This window comes from Actinomycetota bacterium (genome assembly GCA_030017835.1).
GTDB lineage: Bacteria > Actinomycetota > Aquicultoria > UBA3085 > Oleimmundimicrobiaceae > Yes70-04.
Genome location: JASEGU010000009.1, coordinates 19,254 through 35,671, shown reverse-complemented (window position 1 = coordinate 35,671; position 16,418 = coordinate 19,254). Strand labels below are relative to the sequence as shown.

The 16,418-nt window shown below is 56.1% G+C and carries 11 protein-coding genes; all 11 read right to left on the bottom strand.

Annotated elements, in window-relative coordinates; genetic code table 11:
* On the bottom strand, positions 1 to 447 hold the full coding sequence (locus QMD53_03710; protein ID MDI6799763.1) for a hydrogenase iron-sulfur subunit: 447 nt from the start codon (positions 445 to 447) through the stop codon (positions 1 to 3).
* Positions 444 to 3,458 carry an FAD-dependent oxidoreductase gene (locus tag QMD53_03705; protein MDI6799762.1) on the bottom strand — a complete coding sequence of 1,005 codons (3,015 nt, stop codon included), beginning with the start codon at positions 3,456 to 3,458 and terminating at the stop codon, positions 444 to 446. The genes QMD53_03710 and QMD53_03705 overlap by 4 nt, the downstream gene beginning before the upstream one ends.
* A gap of 29 nt (positions 3,459 to 3,487) precedes the next feature.
* Positions 3,488 to 4,834 carry an acetyl-CoA decarbonylase/synthase complex subunit gamma gene (gene acsC / locus QMD53_03700; GenBank protein MDI6799761.1) on the bottom strand — a complete coding sequence of 449 codons (1,347 nt, stop codon included), beginning with the start codon at positions 4,832 to 4,834 and terminating at the stop codon, positions 3,488 to 3,490.
* Between the two features lie 93 nt (positions 4,835 to 4,927).
* Positions 4,928 to 7,129, bottom strand: a complete 2,202-nt coding sequence (acsB, locus tag QMD53_03695; GenBank protein MDI6799760.1) for an acetyl-CoA decarbonylase/synthase complex subunit alpha/beta — start codon at positions 7,127 to 7,129, stop codon at positions 4,928 to 4,930.
* Complete coding sequence (gene cooS, locus QMD53_03690; protein MDI6799759.1) at positions 7,122 to 9,002, bottom strand: anaerobic carbon-monoxide dehydrogenase catalytic subunit; 1,881 nt, start codon at positions 9,000 to 9,002, stop codon at positions 7,122 to 7,124. Before cooS ends, acsB begins: the two co-directional genes overlap by 8 nt.
* 83 nt (positions 9,003 to 9,085) lie before the next feature.
* Complete coding sequence (locus QMD53_03685) at positions 9,086 to 11,620, bottom strand: molybdopterin-dependent oxidoreductase (GenBank protein ID MDI6799758.1); 2,535 nt, start codon at positions 11,618 to 11,620, stop codon at positions 9,086 to 9,088.
* A gap of 19 nt (positions 11,621 to 11,639) precedes the next feature.
* Positions 11,640 to 12,158, bottom strand: a complete 519-nt coding sequence (locus tag QMD53_03680; protein ID MDI6799757.1) for an NADH-ubiquinone oxidoreductase-F iron-sulfur binding region domain-containing protein — start codon at positions 12,156 to 12,158, stop codon at positions 11,640 to 11,642.
* On the bottom strand, positions 12,155 to 14,059 hold the full coding sequence (locus QMD53_03675; GenBank protein ID MDI6799756.1) for an NADH-quinone oxidoreductase subunit NuoF: 1,905 nt from the start codon (positions 14,057 to 14,059) through the stop codon (positions 12,155 to 12,157). The genes QMD53_03680 and QMD53_03675 overlap by 4 nt, the downstream gene beginning before the upstream one ends.
* Complete coding sequence (nuoE, locus tag QMD53_03670; protein ID MDI6799755.1) at positions 14,046 to 14,555, bottom strand: NADH-quinone oxidoreductase subunit NuoE; 510 nt, start codon at positions 14,553 to 14,555, stop codon at positions 14,046 to 14,048. Before nuoE ends, QMD53_03675 begins: the two co-directional genes overlap by 14 nt.
* 14 nt (positions 14,556 to 14,569) lie before the next feature.
* Positions 14,570 to 15,508, bottom strand: coding sequence for a CO dehydrogenase/acetyl-CoA synthase subunit delta (gene cdhD / locus QMD53_03665; GenBank protein ID MDI6799754.1), 939 nt, complete (start codon positions 15,506 to 15,508; stop codon positions 14,570 to 14,572).
* Between the two features lie 38 nt (positions 15,509 to 15,546).
* Positions 15,547 to 16,404: a bifunctional methylenetetrahydrofolate dehydrogenase/methenyltetrahydrofolate cyclohydrolase FolD gene (folD, locus tag QMD53_03660; GenBank protein MDI6799753.1), complete on the bottom strand. Its 858-nt coding sequence runs from the start codon at positions 16,402 to 16,404 to the stop codon at positions 15,547 to 15,549.
* Between the last annotated feature and the right edge of the window lie 14 nt (positions 16,405 to 16,418).

The window sequence follows — 16,418 nt, the reverse complement described above, 5'->3', positions numbered from 1 at the left end:
TTACGCCCCCTTAACATGAGTAGAAGCAATCCCCTTAAGCGGGTTTGGTCCCAAGGACTTAACCCTTTCGGTCATCTCCTCGGCTATCTCGATGAACCGGGCCGCCATGGTGGCCGAAAGGTTGTACATCTCGAGGCGCTCCGGCTCCAAGCCTATCTCCTTGAGCAGCCCCTTGGCCTTAGCCACCCTCTCTTTTGCCTTCAGATTACCATCCTTATAGTGGCACTCGCCCTCCAAGCAGCCGGCCACAATAACGCCATCCGCCCCCCCCTCGAAGGCCGAAAGGAGGTGGATTATATCTACCCGGCCCGTACAGGGGACGCGGAGCACCTTCACGTTGGTTGGATACTGACTTCTCATCGAACCTACCAGGTCCGCAGCGACGTATGCTCAGTGCGAGCAACAGAAGGCGATTATCTTAGGCTCAAAACCTTGGCCAGCGTTCAAACTACCTCCCTTTCAAAGAGGGCATTTAGGGCGGCCATTATCTGATCGTCCCCATAGTGGCCGAGCGTGATGGCTCGACCCGGACATTCGGCGACGCAGGTCCCGCAGCCCTGACATCTTGCCGCCGCTATTTCGACCTTGCCGTCGGCTCCGACGGCCGGGGCCAAGTAGGGGCAGCCCCTAACGCAAGTCAAACAGGCCATACATCTATCCTTATCTACCCTGGCCACCATGCCTCCGAGTTTCAGCTCGTCTTTCTTAAGTATCCCAAGCGATCTGGCCACCGCCGCCTGGGCCTGGGCCAGGCTCTCCTCGATAAACTTGGGGTAATGTGCCAGTCCGCAGAGGTAGAAGCCCTCCGAGGCAAAGTCGACCGGACGAAGCTTGATGTGGGCCTCCAGGAAGAAACCGTCCTCGCTTAAGGGGAGCTTAAATATCGATGATATGAGAGCCATATCCGCATGCGGAACCGTCGCCGTGCTGAGTGCGATGAGGTCGGCTGCGATGTTGATCTCCCTCTTTAAGATGGGATCGAAAGTCATAACGACTATTCCGTCCCCTTCGAGCTGGACCTTGGGCGGATTATCATCGCTATAGCGGATAAAGACGACCCCTTTTCTCCTCGCCTCGGTATAATAGGCCTCGCGCGTTCCAAAGGTTCGCATATCCTTATATAAGACAAAGACGTTGGCTCTCGGATTTATCTCTTTTATTTTCAAGGCATTCTTTACGGCCGTAGAACAACAGAGGCGGCTGCAGTAGCTCCTCTCTTTGGGGCCAACACACTGAATCATCACGACGCTTGGCTCGCCCTTTAGAAGCTCGGGCGAATCGGCGATGATCGCCTCCAGCTCGAACTGGTTTACCACTTTTTCGCTCGACCCTCTTAGATATTCATCTCCATCATAAGCTCTGGCTCCGATGGCCATGATGGCGGCGCCGTGCTCGATGCTCTCTTGCCCCGTGGGGGTCATTATTTCGGTTACAAAGTTTCCAACAAAGCCTGAGCTTTTGATCGGCTTGGAATTCAAATGGACCTTTATAAGATCATTCCCCTTCGTCCGCTCGATCAATTCACCCAGATAAGCCTTGGGGTCGGCCCCTTCTAAGGTATAGCGGATGAAGCGCAAGTTTCCACCGAGCTCGGCCTCTTTTTCGACGAGATCGACCGCTATCCCCTGCTCGGCCAGACCGAGCGCGGCCGTCATGCCGGCCGCTCCCCCCCCGACCACAAGGGCCCTTCTCTTTATGGGAGAGGAGACCTTGGCAAGTGGCTTAAGTTTTGCAGCTCTGGCCACGGCCATCCTGACCAATTCAAAGGCCTTTTCGGTCGCCTTTTCGGCCTCCTTGGAATGGACCCAGGAACATTGGTCCCTGATGTTGGCCATCTCAAAGAGGAAGGGGTTGAGCTTGGATTCGCGAAGCGTCTCCTGAAAGAGTCCTTCGTGCGTCCTTGGCGTGCAGGAGGCCACAACGACCCGGTTTAGGGAGAGCCCTTCTATCCTATCCTTTATGACCTTCAAGGAATCCTCGGAGCAGGCATAGAGGAGATTTTCAGAGTGAACGACGAAGGGCAGTTCTTTGGCCCGCGCGGCGACGCTCTTGACATCGACTACTCCGGCTATGTTGGAGCCGCAATGGCAGACGAAGACCCCGATTTTGGCAGGCTCGCTTGAGATGTCCCGCTCGACCGGATAATCTCCCGATTCAACCTTCTCCTCCAAGGTCATTCTGCTCATAGCCTCGGCCGCCGCCCCGCTCGCCTGAATAACGCTGTCTGGGATATCCATCGGCTCGATGAAGGAGCCGCAGACGTAGACCCCATCCCGGCTCGTCCTCAAGGGAGCAAACTTTTCCGTCTTGCAAAAACCGTGCTCATCTAGCTCAATGCCCCACCTTAGGCTAAGCTCGGTTATGCTCTTTGAGGGTTCGCCGCCGACCGAGAGGGTGACCATGTCGAACTCCTCCTCTATAACCTCGCCATCGCCTGTGACATATTTGATGATGAGACCCTTGGTGATGGGGTCCTCCTTTAAACCGGATACTCTGCACCTTACATACTCGACCCCATAATTATCCTTGGCCCTCTGATAGTAGGCCTCAAAACCCTTGCCGAAGGCACGCATATCGCTCAAGAATATCTTAGCCTTCGCCTCTGGTTGATGCTCCTTGACCAGGATCGCTTCCTTGGTCGCAAACATACAGCAGAAGGAGGAGCAGTAGTTATGTTCCTTATCTCTTGAGCCGACGCACTGCAAGAAGGCGACCTTTTCGGGATGGGCAGAATCGGAAGGGCGCACGATCTCGCCGCCCGTCGGGCCGGAGGCGCTCAGCATCCGCTCAAACTGCATGCGAGTCAAAACATTTTTGTAACGGCCGAAGCCAAATTCCTCTTTGACGCTGGGGTCAAAGAGTCTAAAGCCCGAAGAGATGATAACGGCGTCGGCCTTAAGATCGAGCGTCTCTTCCACATCATCCAAATTTATGGCTTTGGGCCCACACTTCTTTGCGCAAGCGCCGCAGCGCTTGCAATGGTTCATGTCTATGGCATAGGCTCTCGGCACAGCTTGGGGATATGGGATGTATATCGCCTTACGTTGGCCGAGCCCTTCGTCAAAGGAGTCGGCCACAACGGCCGGACAGACGCTTGCGCAATCCCCGCAGCCAGTGCATTTGCTTATATCCACATAACGGGGGCTCGCCTTGACCTTGGCCTTGAAGTCGCCGGGGTCGCCGCTCAAATCGATCAGGCGGGAGTTGGTATGGAGCTCGATGTTTCTGTGACGGGCCGCTTGGGCCAGCTTGGGGGCGAGGATGCACATGGCGCAATCGTTGGTAGGGAAGGTCTTATCGAGTTGAGCCATCTTGCCTCCGATGGCCGGGCTCATCTCGATAAGATGGACCTTGACCCCGCAATCGGCCATATCGAGGGCGGCTTGGACTCCGGCCACGCCTCCCCCGATCACCAAAGCGACATTATTCGGCTTGATTCGATCCGATGTAAAAACCATGTCATCCTCTTCGAACTATTGAATCTACCTTAAGAGGCCTTCCAGGCCTTCAGGTATTTGGCTACGTCCCCGGCCTCTCTTGGACCGACCTCAATGGTCCAATCGGGCAGCTCCTCGGCAAGTTCGCCGCTTATTTGGGAGACATAGCCCGGGATGGTTATCTTCCTGTGTTTAACCTTCTCCTCGATGCCGCTCCTCTTGATGAAGGGCCCGATGTTTTCGGCGATGAACTTTCCAGCCGCCCAGGCGGTCAGGACCGAGAGGCCCTCCACATCCATGATGCAAACCCAGGTGGCAACCTTGCTCGCCTCCACCTCACCAAAAACGGTGAAGTAGGTGAGAGAAAAATTGGTGGTGATGATGACCGGTGAATCCTCGCCCGGCTCGCCAGCCTTGTATATGCCCTCATCGACCTGCATCGGTTTCTGAGGATCGGTGTAGATATTCTGGCGCAGCACGAAGAGGGGAAGGATGCGCTCGGGATCGAGATCGGAGAGGACTATTACGCCCGCATACTTCATGACGGCGACCGAAGCGGCCAGCGCCTCCATGTTTGGGTCGGAATAGTTATCGCAAGGAAAGGAGATGATGGGATAGCCAAGCGGTTTGAACTTCTTCTTTAAGGCCGCTCGCCTTATAAAGGTGGCATCCTTTAAGCTCTCTTTGATATTCTTGGAAGAGGGGTCCAAAACGATATCCTTGACGCCGAGGGCGGAAACCTTCTCCACCAGATCGGAAAGGGCTTCCAAACCTTGCCCTTTGACGATCAAGGGGCAGCCGCTCTCCTTGGCTAAAGCCGCCATCACCTCGTAATTGTTTTCATCGGCCACCCCAATCAGAGGTTTAGTCGAGGCCACGTTGCCAAGGGCCTCTTTGACGACGGCCGGATCATTTGCCAAGATGACCAAGGGGAATCCCGCCTCCGATGCCTTATTGACCAATGCCGTAAACTTGGCCCCATCGCTTAAGCTCGACCTTACGGCCACCAAGTCGGCGGAAAGAAGCTGGCCGACCCGCTCAAACTGAGAGCTTTGAATCCTGCTAAGCTTGGCATCGACATCGGCCTCGCTCATCGAATCATCGATCAGGACGGCAAAACCGGGCTGGTGATAGAAGGTCTTTTCGTGTCTGAAGAGGACGGCCTCCTCGCCGACCTTGAGGGCTTTCTCGCCCACCCCGATGGTGACCAGACGGATGGGGGGAGCCGAAGCCTCCGAGAGCTCGGCGCGGGTCTCCTCCGAGACATAAGGACAGGCTTCGAGTTGAGCCTGGCTGGCCGCAAGCTTCATAGCAAAGGCAAGGCATGTCGGAATGGAACATTCTCCGCAGTTCTTTTGGGGCAATTTTTTGTAGATATCGAGTCCGGTTAAAGCCATAAACTATCTCCTTTTGCTAGATTTTGCTGCAATTTATCGGTATCTGCCTCCTTATCTTCTGCCTACTGACAGCTAAAGGCGCCTCTCCGCTGCTTAAAACATCGGGTACATGGTTAGGGCCGGGTGGCCGACCCGGGTCATGAATTCAACGACCTCTTCTTCGGTGGTGCCGACCGTCTCGTCGGCGATCTTATCCAAGAAGTCCGGCACGCCCTCTTCGTCAGCCCGTCGTTGAAGCTCGGAGCGCAAGCTCTCTTTGAGCTCTTTGGGCATCCAGGCGATCCGCATGAAGCCGCCGTCGGCCGAGATGAACTTGCGGCTACTGATGTATTGGCGGCCGATGCCGATGAAGCCGGGCAGCTGCACCCCGCCCCCGACCGTTCCGGCCAAGGTGGAGAACTTCATACCCGAGGGAGTCATGCCGGCAAATTCACGGTTGACGATCATGACGCCGTTTGCCATCGGCAGGATGGCCACCACGCACTCAAAGCAGCCGCAGGAAGTCATGGGGTTTTCCATCATTGAGTAGGCATTAAACGACTCGATCGACTGATTAGACATGCTGAAGATGAATTCGTTGACATCCTTCCATTGGCCCTTGACCGCGTCGATGGTGTCGCCCTTCTTGATCGGCTGGTTGGGGCCGGTCGGATTGATCTCATAGGCGGCCTTGCCGTCGAGCCAGTTGTAGGCGCCGCAGAGACCAAGCCTTTCGGGAGTGATGATGCAGATATGATTTGGAGCAAAACTTTGACAGAGCGAGCAAGAATAAAAGACATCGACTTTTTCGTCGGTCATGCCTTTGACTCGTTCGTCGCGCACGGCATAGGACTTCCGAGCTTCTAAAAGCATCTCCTTGACCTTGGCCTCATCCGTGTAGATTGTCACTTGGACCTTATCGACGATGGCCGGATAGTCGGCGGCAAGCTTGGCCGTCAAGATCTTTCCAAGGTGTGCGAAGGTGAAGCCGGCCTCTTTGGCCTTGCGACTGATCCTGATCCAGATGATATCCCTCTGGCCCATATGGAAGATGCCCTCAGCTCCGTTTATCATGTGGTGGACTTGGCGTTCCAAGACCGACTCGAAGTCTTCCTGCATCTTGCGGCCGGCCACGTCGACGACGATGCCGATGGGTAAAACTTCGCCCGCCTCGATGTCGCCTATATCCTTGCCGACCACATCGACTCGGCCGTTCTCGACCTCTTCCAGCTCCTTGGTCCTCAAGAACTCGAAGGCGGCCGTCTTCTGGCCGCCGAATTCGGCGTAGGTATCCTCGCGCCTTATCCGCTCGCCCTCGAAGGCAGCTCCGTAAGCGACCGGGATATCGATCTTGGTCACCTGAACTTTAAGGCCCCTCACCTCAATCGCTTTTTCGACCATCTTGTCGTGGGGGATACTGGAGACGACGTGCTCGTAGGTGCAGACCCCGGTCGGCAAGATCTCGGGGATATCGGTATCGGCAATCGTCGGAAAGCCGAAGTTGATGGCTCCGGCCGCTTGAGCATATTTCTCGTCGTCGACTTCACCAAGGGCCAAGACGAAGGCGAAGATGCGATTCTTGTTATATAAGAGGGCCCTTCGATAGTCGCCCGGCTGGACGCCGCCAAAGGAGAGGGCGGCCCGGGTGGCAAAGCCGAGCGAGAAGATGGTTGAGGTGATGTCCTTGCCGAAGGGAACCAGGCGGGTCTCCCAACCCATCTGAACTCCTTCGGCTGCCAGTTGCTCAGCCATCGATTTGCCGTCAGCCTCCGCCGACATGAAAACGTAGATATTCTTCTCCTGAAGCTCGCGGGCGATCTTTACCGCAATCTCATTTGTCGGGGCGGCCCCGACGCAGGCAGCAAAACCGGGAGCCGAGCCGTCGACAAACTCGACGCCCCGCTCGCGCATGATTACGTCATCGGCCGCCCCAAGCCATAGGTTATCATCGGTCGGCTCGGTCCCCATGGTATAAGGGGGATCCTTGATGTACTTTATGCCCTCTATCACCTCGTCGGCAAAGAGGGTAGCCATGCCGGCGTCCAGTGCCCCCCCCAGATAGGGAAGGTGGACGTTTTCGGATGGCACCGGCGGAAGAAGCCGCTTGATATAATCCATTATCTCGGCAAAATCGGAGAGCTTAGATATGGCGATGCCGGTCATTCCGAAAATGACGGGAAGAAAATAGCCGGTATTGGGCAGCTCTATCTTCTGGTCGAGCCCGTATTCGTTCAGAGCGGCAGCCAGCTCTTTTTCGGCCCGCGTAAATATCTTGTGCGCCCCCCGGATGGCGGCCGAAGCGATTATCTTAGACAATTTTTAGGTCCCTCCTCATCTCCATGTCGTAGAGGACTCTCTCTTTCTCTTTGTCGATGCCGAGGGCCTTTCGCCGCTCGTCGATGGCTTGGATGATCTTTTTGGCCATCTCTACCGGATCGGGCTCAAAGAGCCACTTGCCACCGGTCGTCTCCTCTATCTTATCGAAGAGGTAGTCGCTCAAGACCTCGCTGTTTGCCGTGGGGAATGAGACGCCGAAACCGACTATCGCCCCGCTGGCCACAAAGTACTGTCCGATGGCCACGGCCTTTTCGCTCATCCATTCGGGCGCGCAGCCGGCCGCCGGGATCTCGGAGATATCCTCGCCGAGGCCGCCCTCCTTGACCATCTCGGAGGCGGCAATCAGGATGCGACTGTTATCGACGCAGGAACCCATATGTAGGACGGGCGGCATGCCGACCGCCTCGCAGACCTCGGCCAGGCCGCTTCCGGCCATTTTGGCCGCCTCCGGCAGAAGGAGCCCCTCTTTGGCGCAGCTTATGGCCCCACAACCAGTCACCAAGACCAGTATATCGTTTGCAATAAGCTCCTTGACCAAGGTGGTGTGACTAAAGTTGTGCTTAACCCGGGCGTTGTTGCAGCCAACCACGCCTACCACGCCCCTGATGCGACCATTGATGATGTTGTCGTTTAGGGGACGGTATGATGATCTGAACTTGCCGCCCAGCATATAATTTATCGTCTCGTGAGAGAAGCCGGCCACGAGCTCGATTTCTTCATTTGGTATATCCACCTTGCCCCGTTTGGGGAAGTTGGCGATGGCCCGCCTCACGATCTCCTTGGCCGTCTCAAGGCCCCGGTGATGATCGAACTCGATGTGGGTCGCCCCGGTTATCTTGGCCCTGGGTGAGGTGGTTATGACCTCGGTATGATAGCAGGAGGCGACTTGAGTGAGCGACTGCATGACGCATTGGACGTCGACCATCATCGTTTCGACCGCCCCGGTGCAGATGGCCAGCTCCTGCTGGAGGAAGTCTCCGGCGATCGGGATGGCCCGCCTCATCAATATCTCATTGGCCGTGCAGCAGATGCCAGATAAGTTTATCCCCTTGGCCCCAACCTTTTTGGCCTCGGCTATCAGCCCCTCATCGAGAGCAGCGACAGCTATCATCTCGGAGATGAGGGGCTCGTGGCCGTGGACGATGATGTTGACCTCATCCTTCTTGAGGACGCCCAGGTTCACGGTGGATCTTAAGGGAACCGGGGTTCCGAACATGATATCCTGAAGCTCGGTTGCCAGCATTGAGCCTCCCCAGCCATCGGCGAGCGAAGTTCTCGAGGCCTGAGCCATAATGTTCACGTAATCCTGATCGACCCCGATGCTGGTCCTGTGCATCGTCTCCACAATCTCGCGGTCGACCCCGCGGGGGGAGAGGCCCTCCTTCTTCCAGACCTCGCGCCTCTTGTCGGGGGCTCTTTTGAGCAGGGTCAGCTCACCCTGTTGCCTGTTCATCTCCAAAAGGGCCTTCTCGCCGAGCTCGATGGCTATCTCGCTTTTATCTCGGCCTTCGGTCTTGACGTCGAAGTCGCGGGCAAGACTCTTAAGTTTCTCCTCATCCTTTATCTCGTAGCCAGGGGCCTCCCCTTTGGCAGCCGCGATGAAGGTGAAGATGACCTCTCTAGCATGATCGGAGTGAGCGGCCGTGCCGGCCGCTATCATCCGGGCAAAGTTCCTGGCCGCAACGGTGGTATCGGTCGCTCCACAGACGCCCGTCCTACTCTCGGTCACCCGGCACGGCCCCATGGCACAGACCCTACAACAGGTACCGCCCGAGCCGAAGGAGCAGACCTTGAGCTCACCCGCCCGCTCAAAAGAGGTGGATACCCCGTCGCCAATGGCCTTATCTATCATCTTGGCACTCGCGGTGCAACTCGTCTTGGGGTGCGCCGCGGGATACGTCTTCTTGGTCTTCTTGGTATCGTCTCTCTTCTTACTCAACTCACATCGCCTCCTTTTGAAATCTTTACGGCGAATAGATTATACTCTGGGACCTTAAGTTTGGCATCGATATTACCGCTGGCAAGCAAGGCCCATGCTTCATTCGCCTCGGCCATACTGACCGCACCAGCCGGCAAGCTTTCGTCGATTCTGACCGTGGCCTGAGCCTGGGCCCGCCTCGATTCTATCTTGGCCTCATCCCCATCGCAGAGATTTAGCGCCACCCCGTCCGCCTTCGAAATAGATATGCTTAAAGCGGCGGCCGGGTCGATCTTAGATAGTTTTGAGTTATCTGTCCGGCTCTTGTCGTAGAAACCGAACTTGCCCGTCTCCACCATAAGGGCGTAAGGATAAGCTTTGTCCAGTCCTTCACCTTGAAGAGTGGGATTTGCGGCCGTAAGACTTGGGACCTGTCCTTTACCCTTATCCGGAGACGGGATGAAGGTCTTAAGCTCCTTGGTGATATCCTTGATGGATGAGTATTTCATCGGATGACCCATTGCCCCGCTCAAATCGGCTATCACTTGAGCCGTCGCCTTAAGATCGCTCTCCTTTGCCGGATGAACCTCGACAATGCTTGCCCCGTAAGATATATAGGTCCCCTCCTCCTCAAGCGGGGTTCGCTTGGGCAAGACGACATCGGCCAGCTCGGTCAGCTCGGTCATAAAGGAGTCCTGAACGACCAGAAGATCGAGCGAAGAGAGGGCCTTCTTTGCCTCGGTCTTATCTCCGAGATGAGCAGGGGGATCCTCACCGATTATATACATGGCCAGAAGGGTCGAGCCCATCTGACCGAGCATCTCGCCGATCGATGATTCGGCCGCCTTGGGCAGTTTTCCGCCATAAGATTCTTTGACTCTGGCCAGGTCGTCGCCGTCTCTTAAGAGGCCGGGATAGAAACCGGCCAGAGCCCCGAGCTCGGCCGCGCCCCTAAGGTTGGCCAGAGCCAGGCTTGCCAGAACCGATGACTTAAAATTGCTGGTCAAGATGAGAATGTCGGCCATCAGTTCCATGGCGTGAAGCCCAAGCTTCTCTGGACAAAAAGCTATCTTGGGCGCCTTGGCGGTCAGATAGTTCGAAGCGATGGCGGAAAACTGCTCCGCTTTTAGCGAGGTCTCCTTCTCGATGGTCTTTTCATCTAAGCCGCTAAGCGATTTTTTGAGTTCTTTAAAACCGGCCATCTTCTCGGCCTCTTTGGCCAGTGCTTCATCGCTCAAGAGCGCCTTTATGATGGCGGAAAGGGCGAATTCTTCCGAGCCAGCCGTGATGGTAAGATTGGAAAACCTCTTGTCAAGCGGCCTTGCTCCAAGCAAAGCGACCTTGCCTCCCTTGGCGGCCACGCGGCGAAGGGCGGCGAGCAGTTTTGGATGGGCGGCCATACCGCTGCCCAGAGCGATTACGAAATCGGCCTCCTCCAAATCGTCGAAGGTGGCAAAGGCGTCGCTTGCCAGCATGCCCTCCATCTCTATCAGGGCCGGCATGCCAAGAAGACGGGCCGAGCTATCGACGTTGTTTGTGCCAAGGCCCGCGCGCAAGAACTTCTGAAATAGATATATGGTCTCGTTGGTCTCGGCCCCTCCGATGAAGCCGCCTATGCTCTTCTCTGAGTGGGCCTTTTTTATCTCTTTTAAGCGGGATGCGATGAATTTTACGGCCTCATCGTAGGTCGCCTCGGTAAAGGCGCCATCTTTCTTGATGAGGGGCTTTGTTATCAGCTTATCGCTGCCGGCAAAATCGAACCCGAAGCGGCCGCGCGAGCAGATGAAGTCCGTAGCCTCCTCCGCCCTTGCCCTGACCAGTTCGCCGCCGACGCTGTCGATGGTCAGCCTGCAACCGGCGCCGCAGTAAGAACAGGTCGTCTTGGCGCTGGCCATCTCCCACTCACGCCCCTTGAACCTTCTCTCCTTCTCCATCAAGGCCGCGGTCGGACAGACGGCTAGACAACTTCCGCAAAAATCGCAGCCAGCCTGGGTGAGCGGAATATCCATCGGAGTCGATACTTTGGTCAGCATGCCCCTTTTCACAAAATCGATCACATCTTCGCTCTGTTTTTTGCAGATGCGGACGCAGCGGCCGCAGAGGATGCAGAGGTTGTAGTTGCGCTCGATGAAGGGGTTCTCCCTATCCAATTCATAACCCTGATCCTTCATTGAAAAACTGGTCTTGTCTATCTCAAGCTCGTAAGCGTACTTCTGAAGCTCGCAGACTCCGTTCTTATCGCAGCTCAAGCAGTCACCCGGATGATTGGACAGGATGAGGTCGACCACGAAACGGCGCGCCGCTCTCACCTTCTCGCTGTCGGTTGTAACCTTCATGCCCTCCTTGATCTTCTGGGTACAGGAAGCCACCAGGCCCCTCGCTCCCTCGACTTCAACCATGCAGACCCGGCAGGCCCCGGTCGAGGCCAAGCTTTCGCAGTAGCAGAGGTGGGGGATATCGATGCCGGCCGACTCGGCCGCCTCGATTATCAGGGTTCCCTCCGGAGCTGATACCTTATTATCATTTATGGTCAAGGCGATCTCTTTTTTCAACTTGAATTCTCCTCCCTCATCAGACAATTTCTATGGCCCCGGTTATGCAGACCTCTTGGCAGCGGCCGCACCTTGTGCAGCGCTTGGTCCTTATTTTCATCGGCCTGTTATCGGCCAGATAGGCGACCAGGCCTTCGCCGACTATGGCATCCTCGGGGCAGACTTCCTTGCAGGCCCCACAGATGGTACAGGCAGACGGCTCTATCTTCAAGCAGGTTATCTCATCACAAAAGCTGCTCGAGCAGGTCTTGTTTGTGATATGTTCAAGATAGTCCTCTCTGTGGTTCTCCAGAGAGGCGGCCAGAAACTCGGCCGCATCTCTGCCCAGCTTACACCTTGCGGTGTCGACTATTTGGGAGGCTAGGTGAGCGAGGACTTCGAGGTCCTCTTCTTTACCCGAGCCCCTTGAGATATCCTCCAAAATACCGAGTATCTGCGCCATCCCCATCATACAAGGGAGACATTTTGCGCACATCTTCTCGGCCAAAAAGGCCTTGAAGAAATCGATGGCCAAGGTGACGCTGCAGCCCTCTTTCATTTCGCCCCACCTCCTTTGCCGCTTCCGCTAAGAGCCGGCCTTTCGACGAACTCTCTGACTATGCACGAGGTCGGACAGACCCCGATGCAGGCGCCACATTTTTCGCAATAGACCTCATCTATATAAAGACTGCCCCTCTTTTCGATGATGGCATCGAAGGCGCAGGCCTCCACGCAGAGGTTGCACATCAAACACTCCTCTTCAATCACCCGGTAGTGGCCAAGACTTGCGCAAGCACCGGCCGGGCAGAAATCCTTGGATATATGAGCCTCATATTCATCCCTAAAATATCTGATGGTAGAGAGAACCGGATTGGGCGCGCTCTTGCCCAGGCCACATAGGGCCGTCTGTTGAATGCGCACTCCGATCTCTTCTAAGCGCTCGATGTCGCCCTCTCTTCCTTTGCCCTCGACTATGGATGTCAATATCTCGAGCATCTCGAAGGTCCCAATGCGGCAAGGCGGACATTTACCGCACGATTCCACCTGGGTGAAGGAGAGGAAGTAGCGGGCGATCTCTATCATGCAATCGGACTCGTCCATGATAACCAGGCCACCTGAGCCCATCATTGCTCCGACTCGCCCCAAGGAGTCGAAGTCGATGTGTAGATCCAGATGCTCTTTGGGGATGCAGCCGCCGCTTGGCCCACCCATCTGAGCCGCCTTGAACTCCTTGTCATCGATGATGCCGCCGCCGATATCGTATATTATCTCGCGGATGGTGATCCCCATTGGAACCTCGATGAGCCCCGTATTCTTGACTCGTCCGGTCAAGGCAAATATTTTGGTCCCCGGCGAGCCCTCCGTGCCGATCGATTTGAACCAATCGGCTCCCTTCAAAATGATGGGCCCAATGTTGGCTAAGGTCTCGACGTTATTTAGGACGGTCGGCTTACCATAGAGGCCTTTTTCCACCGAACGGGGTGGGGTCGGCCTTGGCATGCCCCGCTTGCCCTCGATGGAGAACATCAGAGCCGTCGATTCGCCGCAGATGAAGGCGCCGGCCCCCTTCTTGACCTCGATATCGAAATCGAGACCGCTCCCCAAGATATCCTTGCCAAGCAAGCCCAGCTCTCTAGCCTGGCCGATAGCGATATTTAAATTCTTGACCGCTAGCGGATACTCGCCGCGGGCGTAGATATAACCGTTATGACAGTCTCCGACGGCGTAGGCTCCAATTATCATGCCCTCGATGACGGCGTGGGGATCTCCCTCCAGAAGGCTCCTATCCATGAAGGCGCCCGGATCTCCCTCGTCGCCGTTGCAGATTATGTACTTGATTTGACTTTTAACCCTCTTTGCGCCCTCCCACTTGACCCCGGCATCGAAGCCGGCTCCGCCGCGACCCCTGAGCCTGGCCGCCTTGACTTCGCTCAGGACCTCATCTGGCGTCATTTGGCTTAGCGCCTTGGCCAAGGCCTGATAGCCGCCAGCCACTATATACTCCTCTATGCTCTCGGGATTGATGTGGCCGCAGTTCTTTAGGACTACCCGCTCCTGCTTGGCATAGAAGGAAATCTCCTCTTCCGTATTTGCCCTCTGGCCGGTGATAGGATCTTGGACCAGAAGACGATCTATCTTTTCGCCCCTCTTTAGGGTGAGGTCTACTATCTTGGGCGCATCGAAGGCGTCGACCTTGTTGTAGAAGGTCTGATCGGCTTCGGCGATGACTATCGGCCCCTTCTCGCAGAGACCCTGACAGCCGGTCGGTCTGACCTCAAGATCCAAGCCGGCCCTGGCCGCCTCGCTCATCAGGGAGCTGACCACTTTCTCGGCCCCCGAGGCCCTGCAGCCCGTGCCGCAACATACCTTGACGGAGTGGCCGTCCAAGGCTTTTTTGTTCAATATATCTTCCCTAAGGAGCCCGAGATCATTTGGATTTTTAAGCCTATTCCTTGCCATCTTCAGCCTCTCTTATCGATGAGATGAGTCTCTTTGGCGTCCTCTCCTTGGAGACCTCTTCGCCCACCACGACAACCGGAGCGAGCGCGCAGCATCCAACACAGCTCACCGTCTCCAAAGTAAACTCCATGTCGCTTGAGGTCTGGCCGGGCTCAATGCCGAGTTCTCCAGCCAGACCATCCAGTATGGTTTTGGCCCCGCGCACGTGACAGGCGGTACCGGTACAGACCTTGATGATATTCTTGCCCCTGGGAACAAAATAGAAGTGGGCGTAGAAGGAAGCAACCCCATAGACGTGGGAGAATGATAGGTTGAAGACATCGGCAATCATCTCCATCGCCTCTTTGGGAAGATAGCCCAGGGTATGCTGGACATCCTGCAGGGCATGGACGAGCTCTTCCTCTTTGCCCCGATAGCCCTCGAGCAGAATCCTTACGGAATCGATATCAAATACTTCACTTTGGTCTTGAGTTTGCTTGCAACCGCACTCGCCCATCAATATCCTCCAGACTAATCCAAAAGTTCCTTGATAAACTCCTTGACCATCTTGACGGCCTCGGGATGCCTCATGACCAGGATGTCGCCTCCGGCTATCAGCATGCTGGCAGCCGTCATAGCCTCCCAGAGTATCCCTCGCCTTTTGGCATCGCCCCAAGCGGGTTCATCCTCGGACTTGGCCTCCTTCGCCTTCCAGACCTCGCGACCCAGATCGCAGAGCATCGGCATCTGGGTCATCTCATCATTCTGTTGAAGGGCAGCCAGCCTTAGACGCTCCATTATCGAGTAGGCGTACTCAAGACCGTAGCCCAGAGCCGCTCCGCTCGGGTCCATCACCAGATGATCATTTGAGAGGCCGAGCTGGGTCATCAGGATGTTGAGCTGTTTGGCCATGTTGACATCGATCGGCGAAAGACCGGAGACGCTGTGCTTGTAACCTATAGCCGCGGCCGTTATGGGCCGGTAGTTATCCTCCTGAGAGGGACCGATGATGAGGGCGCTACCCTCGGTCGCCTCGGCCACCTTCTTTAGGACCTCTCCATCCTTTTCGACATTGCCGCTGCCGTAGACGCAGACCGGCACGTTAACCACCTCGCAGACGGCCGCCGCCGCCTCGGCCGCTTTTGCAGCGTCACCGTCGTCCCCGTTGGGGTCGGTCGACATCAGGCGAAGAAAGATCATATCCGCCCCAAACTCGGTCTCGCACTTCTTGGCCCATTGGGCCGGATCTGAGGAGACGTCCGCAAACGGGGCAGCTACCTCTTTCGGCCAGCTTGAAGGAGCTATGTCCCAGACCTCCATGGCGATGAGAGGGCGATTGCCCATCTCGCCTTCGAAGAGATGGAAGGGAAGCGTCGCCTCCCCGCCAACCTTTCGCTTGTTTCCCTCTTTGCCGAGTTCAACCTCTTTAACCTTGCCTTGATACGTATCTACCGGTGCTTGAAATGGCATCTTTTCAAAAATCTCCCTTCAAATTCGGTTTTAACCCGTTATCTATTTTTGGCGGCCATTTTGGCCGCCTCTATCGTATTCTTGAGCAGCATGGTGATGGTCATCGGCCCGACCCCGCCCGGCACCGGAGTGATATTCCCAGCCACCTTGGCGGCGCTATCGAACTCGACGTCGCCGACCAATTTGCCGCTGTCCAAACGGTTGACTCCGACATCGATGACGACGGCCCCTTCTTTTATCATATCGCCGCCGACCGCTTCGGGCCTGCCGATGGCAACGACGAGAATGTCGGCCTCTCTGGTATGGACAGCCAGATCGCTCGTCTTGGAGTGGCAAATGGTGACGGTGGCGTCCTTGGCCAAAAGCATGAGTGAGATCGGTTTTCCAACTATGTTACTTCTACCGATGACGACCGCCCGCTTGCCCTTGATGTCAATGCCTGACCTTTCGATCAGGACCATTATCCCGTGGGGCGTGCAGGGCAGAAAGGTCTCCTCGCCGATGACGAGCTTGCCGATGTTTTCGGGATGGAAACCGTCGACATCCTTGGCCACATCGATGGCATAGAGGACCCTCTTCTCATCGATGCTCCCCGGCAAGGGGAGTTGGACCAGTATCCCGTTTATCTTATCGTCTCGATTCAACTTGTCGACCAAAGCCAAGAGCTCTTTTTCGCTGGCGTCCGCCGGCAGGGCGTGCTTTTCGGAATATATGCCTATCTCCTCGCAACCCTTCTCCTTCTGGCCAACGTAGACTTTGGAGGCCGGATCTTCACCGACTATGACCACCGCAAGGCCGGGGACTACGCCCTCCCCTTTGAGCCTTGCCGCTTCCTCCTTCATCTCGGCCCTGATCTCAGCCGCTATCGCCTTCCCATCGATTATCTTTGCCGCCATCCGTCAAACCCCTT

Excerpts from the sequence above, each read along its gene's own strand:
- QMD53_03705 (MDI6799762.1), bottom strand. The coding sequence starts at position 3,458 with ATGGTTTTTACATCGGATCGAATCAAGCCGAATAATGTCGCTTTGGTG.
- acsC (MDI6799761.1), bottom strand. The coding sequence starts at position 4,834 with ATGGCTTTAACCGGACTCGATATCTACAAAAAATTGCCCCAAAAGAAC.
- cooS (MDI6799759.1), bottom strand. The coding sequence starts at position 9,002 with ATGATAGATAAGGCCATTGGCGACGGGGTATCCACCTCTTTTGAGCGG.
- QMD53_03680 (MDI6799757.1), bottom strand. The coding sequence starts at position 12,158 with ATGAAAGAGGGCTGCAGCGTCACCTTGGCCATCGATTTCTTCAAGGCC.
- QMD53_03675 (MDI6799756.1), bottom strand. The coding sequence starts at position 14,059 with ATGGCAAGGAATAGGCTTAAAAATCCAAATGATCTCGGGCTCCTTAGG.
- nuoE (MDI6799755.1), bottom strand. The coding sequence starts at position 14,555 with ATGGGCGAGTGCGGTTGCAAGCAAACTCAAGACCAAAGTGAAGTATTT.
- cdhD (MDI6799754.1), bottom strand. The coding sequence starts at position 15,508 with ATGCCATTTCAAGCACCGGTAGATACGTATCAAGGCAAGGTTAAAGAG.
- folD (MDI6799753.1), bottom strand. The coding sequence starts at position 16,404 with ATGGCGGCAAAGATAATCGATGGGAAGGCGATAGCGGCTGAGATCAGG.